This window comes from Rhodococcus sp. JG-3 (assembly GCF_000482405.1).
Taxonomy (GTDB): domain Bacteria; phylum Actinomycetota; class Actinomycetes; order Mycobacteriales; family Mycobacteriaceae; genus Rhodococcoides; species Rhodococcoides fascians.
This window is the reverse complement of sequence record NZ_KI519398.1, coordinates 4,915,980-4,930,028: the sequence shown is the minus strand read 5'-3', so window position 1 is coordinate 4,930,028 and position 14,049 is coordinate 4,915,980. Positions and strand designations below refer to the sequence as shown.

Genomic DNA, 14,049 nt, shown 5'->3' with positions numbered 1-14,049 from the left:
TTATCCTCTGCCAGTGCATATTCGCGACACCACGGTAGAAGACCTCCCAGACATTCTCGACATCCACAACGATGCGGTCGCCAACACCACCGCCATCTGGGACGAGGAACAGGTGGACCTCGCCGATCGCACAGCGTGGTTCGAGGGACGGATCGCTGCCGGGTACCCGGTACTCACCGCGGAGGTCGACGGCCGGGTCGCCGGCTACGCGTCGTACGGCCAGTGGCGAGTCAAGAGCGGCTATCGGCACTCGGTGGAACATTCGGTGTACATCCACCGCGACTTCTATCGCCGCGGCCTGGCCAGTGCCCTGCTGAGCGAATTGATCGACCGGGCCCGAGGCGGCGACGTCCACGTGCTGGTGGGGTTCATCGAATCCGAGAACACCACGTCCATCGCACTGCACGAGAAGTTCGGCTTCGTTCGCGTCGGACAGATGCCGGAGGTAGGGGTCAAGTTCGGGCGCTGGCTGGACCTGACCCTGATGCAACTGACGCTCTGACCCGACGGACGGACGAGGTCAGGCCTTGCGGCGACCGATCACCGCAGCGAGACCGCCGCCCACCGCGCCCAGGGCCAGCGCAGTGGGAACGCCGATCTTGGCGGCCTTGCGTCCGGTGCGATAGTCGCGAATTTCCCAGCCGCGGTTCTTCGCCAGCTCACGCAGGTCCGGATCGGGGTTGATCGCGACCGCGGTACCGACGAGCGAGAGCATCGGCACGTCGTTGTGGCTGTCCGAATACGCGGTGCACCGCTTGAGGTTGAGGCCTTCTCGTACGGCCAACGACCGCACCGCATGAGCTTTGCCGATGCCGTGCAGGATGTCGCCGACGAGACGGCCGGTGAAGACGCCGTCCTTACTCTCGGCGACAGTTCCCAGCGCGCCCGTCAGGCCCAGCCGCTTGGCGATGATCTGCGCCAGTTCGAGGGGAGTGGCGGTGACCAGCCACACCTGCTGACCTGCGTCGAGGTGCATCTGGGCGAGGGCACGGGTGCCCGCCCAGATCTTGTCGGCGATCATCTCGTCGTAGATTTCCTCGCCGAGCCGGCTCAGTTCGGCAGTGGGACGACCGGTGATGAACGAGAGCGCCTTCTCGCGGCCACTGGCCACGTCCTCGCTGTTCTCCTTGCCGCTGACCCTGAATTTGACTTGCTGCCAAGCGAATTGGGCGACGTCGCCCGTGGTGAAGTACTTTCGGGCGGCGAGTCCGCGCGCGAAGTGGATGATCGACGCGCCCTGGACCATGGTGTTGTCCACGTCGAAGAAGGCGGCTGCGGTCAGATCGCGGGGAACCGCTCCCTCGGACTCGACCTGCAGGGCGAGAGCGGCATCGGCGCTCGCTTCACCCGCGACGTTGGCGCGGACCTCCGCATCGGACGGGCCGAACGGATTGCGAATCCGGCGAATACGCCGCTTGCGCTGCTTGTCCCCGTCCGGATCGTTCGTGTCGACCATGTCGACATCGGGCGTGTCCTCGATCGGCAGGTCTGTGCCCCCGTCAGTCACCACGTCCACCTCCCTCGCCAGTACGTCACTCGCAGCCTAATGCGTGCGTCCGACACGAGCGTCGCACGACGGCACCTACCGACGATGAACAGTTCCCGACGCACCGCGCAGCTGTGACCTTCGTCTCTGTTACCGGCATGTCAGAGTGGACGGATGGAAACGACTCCGTCCGGCGTGGCACTTCTCACCCGCGCAGGCTGCCATTCCTGCACCCACGCGTCCGCGGTGCTCCACGAGGTGTGCGCCGAATTCGGCGTCGCCGTGACGGTCATCGACGTGGACGAGGCCGCGGCCGAATCGCCTGACCTGCGCGCGGAGTACGGCGACCGAGTGCCCGTGGTGCTACTCGACGGTGTCGAGCACAGTTACTGGGAGGTCGACGTGCCCCGATTGCGGGCCGATCTGGGCCGGGCAGGGCACCCTAAGAACGTGTGATTGCTCTCCGTGTGCAGGTGAGGGCCGGTATGCGCAACTTTGTTCATTCGTTCACAAGCAGTTACCGTGGTGTGAACAGCATTCGTGAAATAGACACGAACGCAGGATCAGCGTGAAGACCGGCATCGACGCCGTTCGGACGAGGAGCCCCAGACGTGACCGAAGAGCGCCCGTCGCCCAGCGGCGTAGAGCGGGTCATCCCTCAGGCTACGGTCACTCGTCTGGCGACATACCTGCGGGTCCTCTCGATCCTTGCAGACGAAGGCGTTCTCATCGTCTCGAGTGAAGAGCTTGCCACCGCAGCAGGCGTCGGATCTGCGAAATTGCGCAAAGATCTCTCGTTCCTCGGACCCAACGGTGTGCGCGGAGTCGGTTACGACGTCGCGCGCCTGCGCGCCAAGATCGACAGTGCTCTCGGGCTCGACCGTGGCCACCGCGTCGTACTGGCCGGTGTGGGCAACCTCGGTCAGGCCCTCGCCGGATACGGCGGTTTCGCACGTCGCGGATTCACCATGGTCGGCCTGTTCGACAACGACCCCGCGCGAGTCGGCACCGAGGTCGAGGGACTCACCGTTCGGCATATCGACGAGCTCGAAGACGCCTGCCGCGAACTCGAGGCGACCATCGGTGTCATCGCCACTCCCGACGAGGCCGTCCACCAGGTGGCGGGCCGGTTCGTTTCGGGCGGAGTCGAGTGCATCCTGAGCTTCTCGCCGATGGTGCTCGACGTCCCCGACCACGTCGAGGTACGCCGAGTCGACCTGGCCGTCGAGATGCAGGTTCTGTCCTTCAACAGCTCCCGCAACGTGTCCGGGCCGACGATCGTGACGGCCCCGGTGCCGACGCCCGTGTCGGCGTCACCACTGCCTTCCACCTCGCGTCTGGGCCGCAGTCACGGCCCGCGCATCGCCGGTAATCCAAGCCCAGTCAACAGTTCGACAAGAAACGGATCGGTGATTGCACCGTGAGTGTCCTTCTCGTCGGGATATCGCACCGTAGCGCTCCCGTCGCAGTCCTCGAGCGTGTCGCCATCACGGACACCGATCGCCCGAAACTGACCGACAAACTGATGGCCAGCGGAAACATCTCCGAGGTCATGGTGGTCTCCACGTGCAACCGCGTCGAGATCTACGCGGTCGTCGACGCGTTCCACGGCGCACTGACCGTCGTCGGCGAAGTTCTCGGTGAGCACTCCGGCCTCGAAATCGCCGACCTGACCAAGCACGCCTACGTTCGGTACAGCGAGGCAGCCGTCGAGCACCTGTTCGCCGTGGCCAGTGGCCTGGACTCGATGGTCATCGGAGAGCAGCAGATCCTCGGCCAGATTCGATCGGCCTACGCCGCCTCGGACGGTCAGCAGGCATCGGGCCGCGTCATGCACGAACTCGCGCAGCAGGCTCTGCGAGTCGGCAAGCGCGTGCACAGCGAAACCGGCATCGACGCCGCCGGAGCCTCGGTGGTGTCCGTCGCTCTCGACCGCGCCGCAGACGTGTTCGGCGGCTCGCTCCGCGGCCGCACCGCGGTGGTCCTCGGCGCAGGAGCGATGGGCGGACTCGCCGTCGCACACCTTGGCCGCGCCGGAATCGACTCGCTGACCGTCGTCAACCGCACCCGCGAACGAGCCGACCACCTGGCCGAGAACGCCGTCTCGAACGGAATCACCGCCTCCTCGGTCGCGCTCGAGAACCTGGCCGACGCAGTGGCCGCCGCTGACATCCTCGTCACCTGTACCGGTGCGGTGGGGGCCGTCGTCTCCATCGCCGACGCCCACCTCGCACTCGCCCGCCGCGACGCAGACCGGCCGCTCGTGATCTGCGACCTGGGACTGCCGCGCGACGTCGACCCGGCCGTCTCCGGTCTGCCGGGCATCACCGTCTTCGACATGGAATCCCTGCAGCGCGACCCCGCTGCCGGAGCTGCCGCGAACGACGCGTCGGCCGCACGCGAAATCGTTTCCAACGAGCTCTCGGGTTACCTTGCGGGACAACGACTTGCCGAGGTCACCCCCACCGTCACGGCGCTGCGCCAGCGCGCCGCCGAGGTGGTCGAGGGGGAACTGCTGCGGCTCGAGTCGCGGCTGCCCGGGCTCGACTCCCCGCAGCGTGACGAAGTGGCCCGCACCGTGCGCCGCGTCGTCGACAAGTTGCTGCATTCACCGACGGTGCGCGTCAAGCAGCTCGCCAGCACGCCCGGCGGAGATTCCTATGCTGCGGCGCTGCGCGAATTGTTCGAGCTCAGCCCCGGTTCGGTCGAGGCCGTGGCGACTCCCATGGAAATCGGTTCGCTGGAGTTGGTCGACGACTTCACGGCAAGCCGTACCGATCTTCGCCCCGGAACCACCGCCGAGGGGGATCAGGAATGACCGGCGTCGTCAAGATCGGTACTCGCGGAAGCCTTCTCGCGACCACTCAGGCCGACACGGTTCGGGTGGCTCTCGCCGCGGCGGGAGTCGAAGCCGAACTGGTGATCGTCAAGACCGCAGGCGACCTGTCGGCAGCACCGGTGCAGACCATCGGCGTCGGAGTGTTCACCGCGGCGTTGCGTGAGGCCCTGGCCGACGGCACCGTCGACATCGCCGTGCACTCGTACAAGGATCTGCCGACCGCCGCCGACGAGCGCTTCACCATCGCTGCCATTCCGGCGCGTGAAGATCCCCGCGATGCACTGGTGGCCCGCGACGGGCTCGTGCTCGGTGAGCTGCCCGCCGACGCGAAGGTGGGTACCTCCGCGCCCCGCCGAATTGCTCAATTGCGTGCTCTCGGACAGGGATTGGACGTTCGACCCCTGCGCGGCAACCTCGACACCCGCATCGGCAAGGTGGCCTCGGGTGAGCTCGACGCCGTCATCGTCGCGCGGGCAGGACTGGCCCGTATCGGCAGGTTGGACGTCGTCACAGAAGCGCTGGATCCGGTGCAGTTGCTGCCGGCTCCCGCACAGGGTGCACTGGCCGTCGAATGTCGCAGTGGCGACACCGATCTCGCCGCCTCCATCGCCACACTGGACGATGCACATTCGCGGGCCGCAGTGGCCGCCGAACGCGGACTGCTCGCCGAACTCGAAGCCGGCTGCACCGCGCCGGTGGGTGCCATCGCCGAGGTCGTCGAGTCCATCGACGAGGACGGCCGCATCTTCGACGAGTTGTCGCTGCGCGGCTGCGTCGCGGCCATCGACGGTAGCGACACCATTCGCGCGTCGATCGTCGGGTCACCCGACCGGGCCGAGGAACTGGGCCGCGAACTGGCCCGCGAACTACTCGATCTCGGTGCACGCGAACTCGTTTCGGTCACCGAACCAGCACAGGGCGGATCTCATGTCTAGGGCAATAACGGCACCCGTTCGCGGACGCGCCAAACGCGCGGCGACCCGTCCCGTAGTGCGAAGAGAGTCGATCGCCACTGCCCGGCTGATTCCCAAACGGGGCACCGCAACCCCGATAGAACTGCAGTACCCATACAAGACAGCACTGGAGAACAACCGATGAGCCCAGTCCGCAAGAACACCAACGGACGGATCCTGTTCGTGGGATCCGGGCCCGGTGACCCGGCTCTGCTCACGGTCCGGGCACGGGAAGTGCTCGGAGCGGCCGAGCTCGCTTTCACCGATCCCGACGTCGACAAGGGTGTCACCGCTCTCGTCGGTGCCGACGTCCCTCGCGATGCGGAGACGGGTGAGAACGGGGTCGAGGTGCGCCCGGCACTGGGCGAGCCCGCCGAGGTCGCCAAAACCCTTCTCGCCGAAGCCAAGAACGGCCACGATGTGGTGCGTCTGGTCTCGGGAGATCCGCTGACCACCGACTCGGTGATCGCCGAGGTCAGTGCCGTGGCCCGCACTCACGTGCCGTTCGAGGTGCTGCCCGGTCTGCCTTCGGGCTCCGCGGTACCCAGTTACGCGGGCATGGCACTCGGCTCCGGCCACACCGAAGCGGACGTTCGCGGCGAGGTCGACTGGGCTGCACTCGCGGCTGCTCCCGGCCCGCTGGTGTTGCACGCCACGGCGGGGCACCTGGCCGAAACCGCCAGTGCCCTCGTCGAACACGGCCTGGCACCGCAGACACCTGCAGCCATCACCGTGCGCGGCACCACCCGTCAGCAGCGCACCGTCGAGGCCACACTGGCCACCCTCAACGACGCGGGATCCGAGCTCGTCGGATCTCTGGTGGTCACCGTCGGCAAGGTCGTCTCCGGACGAAACAAGATGTCCTGGTGGGAGTCTCGCGCACTGTATGGCTGGACCGTGCTGGTGCCGCGCACCAAGGACCAGGCCGGCGAGATGAGCGATCGCCTCGTCACCCACGGGGCCATCCCCATCGAAGTTCCGACCATCGCCGTCGAGCCCCCGCGCAGCCCTGCTCAGATGGAACGGTCCGTCAAGGGCTTGGTCGACGGCCGCTACCAGTGGGTCGTGTTCACCTCGACCAACGCCGTTCGCGCGGTGTGGGAGAAGTTCGAGGAATTCGGCCTGGACGCGCGTGCGTTCTCCGGCGTCAAGATCGCCTGTGTCGGTGAGGCAACCGCGGCCAAGGTCCGCTCGTTCGGCATCAATCCCGAACTCGTTCCGTCGGGGGAGCAGAGCTCGCTCGGACTGCTCGAGGACTTCCCGCCGTACGACGAGGTCTTCGACCCGGTCAATCGAGTTCTGTTGCCGCGCGCCGACATTGCTACCGAGACGCTCGCCGAAGGGCTGCGCGAACGCGGCTGGGAGATCGACGACGTCACGGCCTACCGCACCGTCCGGGCAGCGCCGCCCCCCGCCGAGACCCGCGAGATGATCAAGACCGGTGGATTCGACGCGGTGTGCTTCACCTCGAGCTCCACCGTGCGGAACCTGGTCGGCATCGCAGGTAAGCCGCATGCTCGCACGCTCGTCGCGTGCATCGGCCCGAAGACCGCCGAGACGGCCGTCGAGTTCGGTCTGCGCGTGGACGTGCAGCCGGAGTCGGCTCAGGTCGGACCGCTGGTCGAGGCACTGGCAGAACACGCGGCTCGGCTGCGAGCCGAGGGTGCACTGCCGCCACCGCGCAAGAAGTCACGCAGGCGGTAAGAAGTCACGCAGGCGCTGAATGCGCCTCGTGCGCGTTGTGCGTAGCTCCGGCCACACACAACGCGCACGACGAACCAAGTGAGGCAGGTTCGCTTGTTCCCCACCGACCGTCCCCGACGCCTTCGCCGCACTCCGGCACTGCGCCGCCTCGTGGCCGAAACGTCGCTGCAGCCACGGCATCTGGTGTTGCCGATGTTCGTCGCCGACGGCATCTCCGAGCCCCGCGCGATCAGCTCGATGCCCGGAGTGTTCCAGCACACGCTGGACTCGCTGAGCAGGGCCGCCGAGGAAGCAGTCGCAGCCGGTGTCGGCGGCGTGATGTTGTTCGGTGTCCCCAAGGTCGAGGACAAGGACGAGAACGGTTCGGGGGCAACGGATCCCGACGGAATCCTCAACCGGGGCCTGGCCCGTCTGAAAGCCGATCTCGGTGACTCGACGGTCATCATGGCCGACACCTGCCTCGACGAGTTCACCTCGCACGGCCACTGCGGTGTGCTGAGCGAGAACGGCTCGATCGACAACGACGCGACGTTGCTGCGGTACGTCGACATGGCCGTCGCGCAGGCGGAATCCGGAGCGCACCTGCTCGGGCCGAGCGGCATGATGGACGGCCAGGTCGGTGCCATTCGTGCTGGACTCGATGCGGCCGGTCACGTCGAGGTGGGGCAGCTGGCGTATTCGGCGAAGTATGCGTCTGCGTTCTATGGACCGTTCCGTGAAGCGGTCGGCTCGTCGCTGCAGGGTGACCGTCGGACGTATCAGCAGGACGCGGCCAACCGTCGTGAGGCGACCCACGAGGTCGAGCTCGATCTTGCCGAGGGTGCCGACATGGTGATGGTCAAGCCGGCGATGTCGTATCTGGACATTCTCCGCGACGTGGCCGAGATGTCACCGGTTCCGGTTGCGGCGTACCAGATTTCGGGGGAGTATGCCATGATCACCGCCGCTGCCCAGAACGGGTGGATCGACCGGGACGCCGCGGTCCTCGAATCGCTCGTCGGCATCAGGCGCGCCGGTGCAGATGTCGTACTGACCTACTGGGCAACCGAAGTGGCGGGCTGGCTGTGAACGATTTTCCTCCGAGCAACAACGCGGACGGTAGCAATCCTGACAGCAACGTGCCGAACAATCCTCCGTTGCAACCGGACTGGCAGCGCTGGGAGCTCGAACACGGCTTCCCTCAGTCCGGTCCCGAGCTCGAGCCGGCCGCTCGCCCGGCACCGGTGGATGTGGAGACTGCCCGGCACCTGTGGTGGGGAGTTGCGCTGATCGGTGCGATCTCGGCGCTGTACTCGGTGTGGACGCTGTTCGGCGCACGCGCGGAATTCGCGCAGTCTCTGCTCGACGACCTCGCAGCACAGGGTGCGGCGGCGGACATGACCGTCGAGTCCACGCAGTCGATGGTGACGGTGATGCTCGTCGTGACGCTGTTCGTCGTCGCGGGATTCGGTGCGTTGTTCCTGTTCTGGGTGAAGCGGATGCGCGCCGGCAAGATGTGGGCGCGCATGCTGCTGACCATCATCGGCTCGATCACCGTGTTCACGACGATTCTCGACCTGTTCGCGATCGCATCGAGTACCGGTGCGATGAACATCGTCATGAGCGTGCTGAGCATCGGCCAAGGTGTGCTTGCTGCGGGTGCGATCTACTTGATGCACCGCAAGGAATCCAACGAGTACTTCCTGTCCTCGCGGAAGCGCTGATTTCGAGCGTGTTCCGCGCGCCGAGCCTGTCGGTGTGACTACCATCACTTTCGATAAACGTATCGAGTGATCGGATCGAACATGGCAGAGAACATTCCGGTGCCGCCCAGTCGTGCCCTCCCGGAGTCGATCGCGGCGGCCGAGAGCAACGCGTGTCCCGCCGAGAACGGCAGGCCCGGGTGGGCATTGCTCGGTCTGCTGCTCGCCGTGTCGGCGGCCATCGCCATCATGGCGCTGGGAATTTCTGCCGGCTGAACTCTGCGCCACCGCGCGGTGGCAGTATGTCGAGCGTGAGTGCTGACATTGACGAATCGATGGTTCGTCCCCGGGTGGTCTCCACCGCGTACTGGTTGTGGTTGGCGTCGGCAGTGATGCTGATCGTCGTCTGCATGATCGCGCTCACGTTGCCCGTCGATCAGATCCGCGCGTCGTTCACCGACGGCGGCGCGAGCGACGAACAGATCGACTCTTTTCTGACCGTGTTCCGAGGTCTCGGTGTCATCTTCGGGGTGGTCGGCCTGGCAGTGGGGCTGATGTCGGGCCCCGTCCGAGGTGGCGACCGACGGTTCCGACGGGCGTTGGTGGCGCTGTCCGGGGCCACCGCGCTGCTCTTGACCTTCGCCGCGCTCGTCTTCCCGTTCGTGTTGCTGATCATCACGATCGCACTGGTCGTTGCATCGGTGCTGGTGTATCGCCCGTCGGCGCGAGAGTGGTTCGTTCGTGAGCAATGATCTCGGCGGCACCGACCCCGTTCTGTTCCACGAGCCCGGTGGCCGTTGGCGCGCCCTGCTGTGGGGCCCCGCGTTCTGTCTGGTGGTGCTCGCAGTCGAGCTGGCGTCGGGACCGGTGATTCACTGGTTCGCCCTGGCGCTGTTCTCGCTCATTCTCGTCGGACTGACCTACGTACAGCTCCGCGCGGCCCGGATGCATGTCAGCGTCGAGCTGACCACCCGGCAGCTGCGCCAGGGGACCGAGACCGTCGACGTCGCCGAGATCACGGAGATCTTCCCGCCTGCCGAGTACGAGGACGGCGAATACGAGCCGAAGAAGTGGGAAACCGCACGCGTTCTCGGTGAGCTCTCGGGGGTGCCGCGCAAACGGCACGGCATCGGGCTGCGACTGGTCGGCGGCGGTCTGGTGCAAGCGTGGGCAAAGGACGACGACGGTCTACGCGCCGCACTCGAGACGGCGAAGCAGGAGTACGTGTGAGGAAGTCCGTCGGCTGGGTTGAACTGGTCCTCGCAGTATTCGCGGTGATCTGCGCGATGGTGTGCTGGAAGGCAGGCGTACGCACCACCGAATTCGTCGCCGTTCCCGACGTGTCTCCGGCGTACACGGGCACGTACTACTCGGGGTCGTGGATTGCGGTCGCCGCCCTGGCGGTGATCGTCGGGGGACTGGTTGCCATCGATGGCGTCCGTCGACTGCTGACGGACGAACCTCCCCATACCGGGTAGGGGTATGATCGACGGCATGAGCAGCTACAGCGCCGAACAGGACGACCTGCTGAAAAGACTGCGTCGCATCGAGGGGCAGGTGGCCGGCATTTCACGCATGGTCGCCGACGACCGGTACTGCATCGACGTCCTCACCCAGGTATCTGCGGTGACGAAGGCGTTGCAGTCCGTCTCGCTGAAGCTGCTCGACGCCCACCTCGCCGGGTGCGTCGTCGACGCCGCGCGGCAGGGCGGACCCGAAGCAGACGCGAAAGTCAAAGAGGCGTCCGAGGCCATTGCGCGTCTCGTACGTTCCTGACCAGGCACAGGAGGTAACAAAATGCAGACGACCTACTCCGTCGAGGGTATGACGTGCGCGCATTGCGCAGCGTCGGTGAAGGAAGAAGTGTCCGAGGTTCCGGGCGTCACGGGCGTCGATGTGGACGTCGACACCGGAGCCGTCGTGATCAGCAGTGACGCGGAACTCGACGCTGCTGCCGTCGACGCCGCGATCGAAGAAGCCGGCTACCGAATCGCGTCCTGACTGCGTCGGCCATCTCCTCGGTGTGTTTATGATCGTGTGATACCGGTCATATCGGGCTGGTGGCCGATCGTCGTCAGGAGTGTGGATGAACAAGCTGGTGTCCAGTTCCGGAGTACTCGCCGCCAGCGTCTTCCTGACGCTGGCATGCTCGACGGGCGCGACGGCACAGGCCGATCCGCTGCCCGACCTGACGGTCACCACCGTGCTCGACGGGCTCGCGAAACCGTGGGATGCCGTGGTTGCCCCCGACGGGACGGTGCTGACCGGCGAGCGAGCGGGACGATTCGTCATTCGTGATGTCGGCGGTGCCACTCGCGATCTCGAAGCGGATCTAGGCGATCTCTACGCGTCGGGCGAGACAGGCCTGATGGGCATCGCACTGGCGACGGACTTCGCCACATCCAGAACCATCTACACCTGCCAGGGCGTGCAGGGTCAGGGAACAGGTGCCGGCAGTGCGGGCACCGGTAGTGCGGGCGGGGGCACCGACAACCACATCGCCGTGGTGTCGTGGACCGTCGACTCTGCATGGACCGAGTTGACGCGCACCGGCACACTCGTCGACGACATCCCCGTCGCCGACGGTGGTCGCCACGGCGGCTGCCGCATCTTGGCCCACCCCGACGGCACCCTGTACATCGGCACCGGCGACACTGCGTCGCCGTCGGTGCCGCAGGATCGAAACTCGTTGGGCGGCAAGGTGTTGCACATCAACGCCGATGGTTCGGCGGCGGCCGATGCACCCGGACGTGTCTTCACGCTCGGTCATCGGAACGTACAGGGGCTCGCAATACGACCCGGCACTCAGGACATCTACGAGGTGGAGCAGGGCACCACGAGGGACGACGAACTCAACCTGCTGGTCCCCGGCGGCAACTACGGCTACCGGCCGGATCGGCTGCCGTTCGTCTACGACGAGTCGGTGCCGATGACCGATCCCACCCGGGTGCCCGGGGCCCGCGCGGCGGTGTGGAGTTCGGGTAGTCCCACGATCGCAACCCCCGGCCTGACCTTCGCTAACGGCGCGGGATGGGGTTCCTGGAACGGTTCCGCAGTGGTGTCGAGTCAGCAGGGCGAGAAGCTCGTGTTCCTCAAGCTGTCCGAGGACGGCACGGACTACGTCGACGAAGCCGACGCCCTGGTGGGTACCTACGGTCGGCTGCGCTCGCTCACCAGCTTCGGAAGCGACGGAGCCTTCCTGCTGACCACCGACAACGGATCCGACGACAAGGTTCTGCTCGTCACCCCTGCTGCCGGCTGATAGGCGGCCGCGTGGAGGCACTGGCGAATCTGGAAGCCGTGCCCCCGGCAGGGGCCACGGTCGTCGTCGGCGCACCGAAGCACGCGGGCGCGACCGGTGGTCCCTGCCGGGTCTTCGCGATCTCTCCCGGCTGAACCCCGATTACGCGTCAGTGCGCGTGGCTGGGGTTTCCGGCCGGTTCTTCCTCGGTACCCGCTCCGGGCTCGCCGAGCATTGCTGCACCGACGAGAGCCTCGGGCACTCCGAAGCCGTCGACCAGCAACTCCGCATGCGGACGCAGGGTGCGGCACCGCTCGTTGATCGCGCGAGTCACTGCCTTGGAGCGCTCGGTGGACAGGTAGCGATGCTCGATGAACCAGGCCTTGTCGTCCTCGATCACCGACAGGGCGTAGAGATCGCAGACCTCCTCGAGCAGGTCCTTGGTGGTCGCATCCTCACACGACTCGATACCGGCGATGAAGGCCTCGAAGATGATGCGGTCGATGTGGGCGCTCGCAGCGTGCAGAACGTGGTCCTGTACCGCGTTGAACGCGTCGAACGAACTGCTCTCCTTCGACTTCGACTGCAGACGGCGCGCGACCGTGGACAGCAGATACTCCTCACGATCCTCGAACATCTTGACCTGGGTGCCGCGGTTGAACAGCGACCCCTCCTCTTCGTTGTCCTGACGCCGATCGAGAATGGTCTGCATGATCGCCTGCGCCGCAGTGCGTTTGACGACGCGATCGCCGACCATGTCGGCTGCGAACTTGACCCACTCGACCGGGCTCATCGACTTCACGTCGTCGGCGTACGCGGTGAGCAGTTCCTTGGCCACCAACTGTGTGAGCACGTGGTTGTCGCCCTCGAAGGTGGTGAACACATCGGTGTCGGCCTTGAGTGAGATCAGCCGGTTCTCGGCCAGGTAGCCAGCGCCGCCACATGCCTCGCGTGCTTCCTGGATCGCGGCAGTGGCGTGCCAGGTGTTGGCGGCTTTGAGGCCGGCGGCACGCGACTCGAGCTCGCGCTGCTCCTCGGCATCCGGGTTGTCCGCAGTCTGCAGCTCGTGCATCTTCGACACCAGCTCGTTCTGCGCGAACTGCAGTGCGTACGACTTGGCGATGAGCGGGAAGAGTCGACGCTGATGCACCAGGTAGTCCATGATCAGCACTTCCTGATCGGAACCGGGGGCAGCGAACTGCCTGCGCTGCAACGCATATCGCGTCGCGATGTCGAGGGCGACACGAGCTGCGGCCGCAGCGCTGCCACCGACTGTGACGCGCCCGCGGATCAACGTGCCGAGCATCGTGAAGAACCGCCTGGACGGATTCTCGATGGGGGAGGTGTACGTGCCGTCGGCAGAGACGTCGGCGTACTTGTTGAGCAGGTTGTCCCGCGGAATGCGGACATGGTCGAACATCAGTCGGCCGTTGTCCACGCCGGGGAGTCCGCCCTTGTACTGACAATCCGAGGTCGTCACGCCGGGGAGATCGTCGCCGTTCTCGTCCCGCAGCGGTACGAAGAAGCAGTGCACGCCGTGGCCCTCGGGCTCCTCGCCCGGCCCTGCGGTGATCAGCTGCGCGAAGACGGCAGCGACGGTCGCGGTCTCGGCGGCACCACCGATGTAGTCCTTGCGGGAGGACGGAGTGGGTGAGTTGATCACGAACTCGTCGGTCTTCGGGTCGTACGTCGCCGTCGTCTCGAGAGACTGCACGTCACTGCCGTGTCCGGTCTCCGTCATGGCGAAGCAACCCAGCAACTCGAGGTTGATGATCTTCGGTACGTACGCCTCGTGGTGCCGCTCGGTACCCAGGTTCTCGATGGCACCGCCGAACAGTCCCCACTGGACCCCGGCCTTGACCATCAACGACAGGTCGCTCATCGCGAGCATTTCGATCATCGTCACCGCGGCACCGACGTCTCCGGTACCGCCGTGTTCTTTCTTGAATCCGTTGTCGGCAGCCCCGGCCGCGGCGAGAAGCTTGAGCTGCTCGAGCGCCTTGGTGCGGGCGATGACGGTATTCGGTGTGTAATGCGGGCGGAACTCGTCGCGCGCGAGTTGCTTGCGCGCCTCGTTCTTCACATCACGCCAGCGGCCGTCCAGAGTGTTCCGAAGGTGATCCGTTGTGGTTGCCATACTCGAC

The 14,049-nt window shown here is 66.1% G+C and carries 17 protein-coding genes; 15 read left to right on the top strand and 2 right to left on the bottom strand.

Going from position 1 to position 14,049, the window contains the following annotated elements; all coding sequences use genetic code 11:
- Window positions 1-13: 13 nt before the first annotated feature.
- The gene (locus tag K414_RS0124625) at window positions 14-502 is read left to right on the top strand and encodes a GNAT family N-acetyltransferase (protein WP_027498353.1); all 489 of its coding nucleotides are present in this window, start codon (window positions 14-16) and stop codon (window positions 500-502) included.
- An 18-nt stretch (window positions 503-520) separates the two neighbouring features.
- On the opposite strand, the gene K414_RS0124620 is transcribed toward K414_RS0124625, so the two are convergent.
- Window positions 521-1,456 carry an HAD-IB family hydrolase gene (locus K414_RS0124620; RefSeq protein WP_045840673.1) on the bottom strand — a complete coding sequence of 312 codons (936 nt, stop codon included), beginning with the start codon at window positions 1,454-1,456 and terminating at the stop codon, window positions 521-523.
- A 204-nt stretch (window positions 1,457-1,660) separates the two neighbouring features.
- Between K414_RS0124620 and K414_RS0124615 the strand changes: the two genes are divergently transcribed.
- From K414_RS0124615 to K414_RS0124550, 14 genes are all read left to right on the top strand, one after another.
- Window positions 1,661-1,942: a glutaredoxin family protein gene (locus K414_RS0124615; protein WP_027498351.1), complete on the top strand. Its 282-nt coding sequence runs from the start codon at window positions 1,661-1,663 to the stop codon at window positions 1,940-1,942.
- Between the two features lie 155 nt (window positions 1,943-2,097).
- Window positions 2,098-2,910: a redox-sensing transcriptional repressor Rex gene (locus K414_RS0124610; RefSeq protein ID WP_027498350.1), complete on the top strand. Its 813-nt coding sequence runs from the start codon at window positions 2,098-2,100 to the stop codon at window positions 2,908-2,910.
- Window positions 2,907-4,304 (top strand): glutamyl-tRNA reductase, encoded by a 1,398-nt coding sequence (locus tag K414_RS0124605; RefSeq protein ID WP_027498349.1) that lies wholly within the window; start codon window positions 2,907-2,909, stop codon window positions 4,302-4,304. Before K414_RS0124610 ends, K414_RS0124605 begins: the two co-directional genes overlap by 4 nt.
- Entirely contained in the window at window positions 4,301-5,260 is a 960-nt protein-coding gene (gene hemC, locus K414_RS0124600) for a hydroxymethylbilane synthase (protein WP_027498348.1), read from the top strand. Before K414_RS0124605 ends, hemC begins: the two co-directional genes overlap by 4 nt.
- Before the next feature lie 159 nt (window positions 5,261-5,419).
- On the top strand, window positions 5,420-6,982 hold the full coding sequence (locus tag K414_RS0124595; RefSeq protein WP_027498347.1) for a bifunctional uroporphyrinogen-III C-methyltransferase/uroporphyrinogen-III synthase: 1,563 nt from the start codon (window positions 5,420-5,422) through the stop codon (window positions 6,980-6,982).
- 93 nt (window positions 6,983-7,075) lie between these two features.
- Window positions 7,076-8,050: a porphobilinogen synthase gene (hemB, locus tag K414_RS0124590; RefSeq protein WP_027498346.1), complete on the top strand. Its 975-nt coding sequence runs from the start codon at window positions 7,076-7,078 to the stop codon at window positions 8,048-8,050.
- On the top strand, window positions 8,047-8,685 hold the full coding sequence (locus K414_RS0124585) for a hypothetical protein (protein ID WP_230591122.1): 639 nt from the start codon (window positions 8,047-8,049) through the stop codon (window positions 8,683-8,685). Before hemB ends, K414_RS0124585 begins: the two co-directional genes overlap by 4 nt.
- 81 nt (window positions 8,686-8,766) lie before the next feature.
- A complete protein-coding gene (locus K414_RS29485; RefSeq protein ID WP_155288423.1) occupies window positions 8,767-8,940 on the top strand; it encodes a hypothetical protein in 174 nt (57 codons plus the stop codon).
- 35 nt (window positions 8,941-8,975) lie between these two features.
- Window positions 8,976-9,416 carry a hypothetical protein gene (locus K414_RS0124575; RefSeq protein WP_027498344.1) on the top strand — a complete coding sequence of 147 codons (441 nt, stop codon included), beginning with the start codon at window positions 8,976-8,978 and terminating at the stop codon, window positions 9,414-9,416.
- Complete coding sequence (locus tag K414_RS0124570; RefSeq protein WP_027498343.1) at window positions 9,406-9,894, top strand: hypothetical protein; 489 nt, start codon at window positions 9,406-9,408, stop codon at window positions 9,892-9,894. The genes K414_RS0124575 and K414_RS0124570 overlap by 11 nt, the downstream gene beginning before the upstream one ends.
- On the top strand, window positions 9,891-10,142 hold the full coding sequence (locus tag K414_RS27920) for a hypothetical protein (RefSeq protein ID WP_037219547.1): 252 nt from the start codon (window positions 9,891-9,893) through the stop codon (window positions 10,140-10,142). Before K414_RS0124570 ends, K414_RS27920 begins: the two co-directional genes overlap by 4 nt.
- Before the next feature lie 16 nt (window positions 10,143-10,158).
- Window positions 10,159-10,440, top strand: coding sequence for a metal-sensitive transcriptional regulator (locus tag K414_RS0124560; RefSeq protein WP_027498342.1), 282 nt, complete (start codon window positions 10,159-10,161; stop codon window positions 10,438-10,440).
- A 21-nt stretch (window positions 10,441-10,461) separates the two neighbouring features.
- Window positions 10,462-10,665, top strand: a complete 204-nt coding sequence (locus K414_RS0124555; RefSeq protein ID WP_027498341.1) for a heavy metal-associated domain-containing protein — start codon at window positions 10,462-10,464, stop codon at window positions 10,663-10,665.
- A gap of 85 nt (window positions 10,666-10,750) precedes the next feature.
- Window positions 10,751-11,926 (top strand): PQQ-dependent sugar dehydrogenase, encoded by a 1,176-nt coding sequence (locus K414_RS0124550; RefSeq protein WP_027498340.1) that lies wholly within the window; start codon window positions 10,751-10,753, stop codon window positions 11,924-11,926.
- A gap of 148 nt (window positions 11,927-12,074) precedes the next feature.
- Here K414_RS0124550 and K414_RS0124540 read toward each other — a convergent pair whose 3' ends face one another.
- The gene (locus K414_RS0124540) at window positions 12,075-14,042 is read right to left on the bottom strand and encodes an acyl-CoA dehydrogenase (RefSeq protein ID WP_027498339.1); all 1,968 of its coding nucleotides are present in this window, start codon (window positions 14,040-14,042) and stop codon (window positions 12,075-12,077) included.
- Window positions 14,043-14,049: the final 7 nt, after the last annotated feature.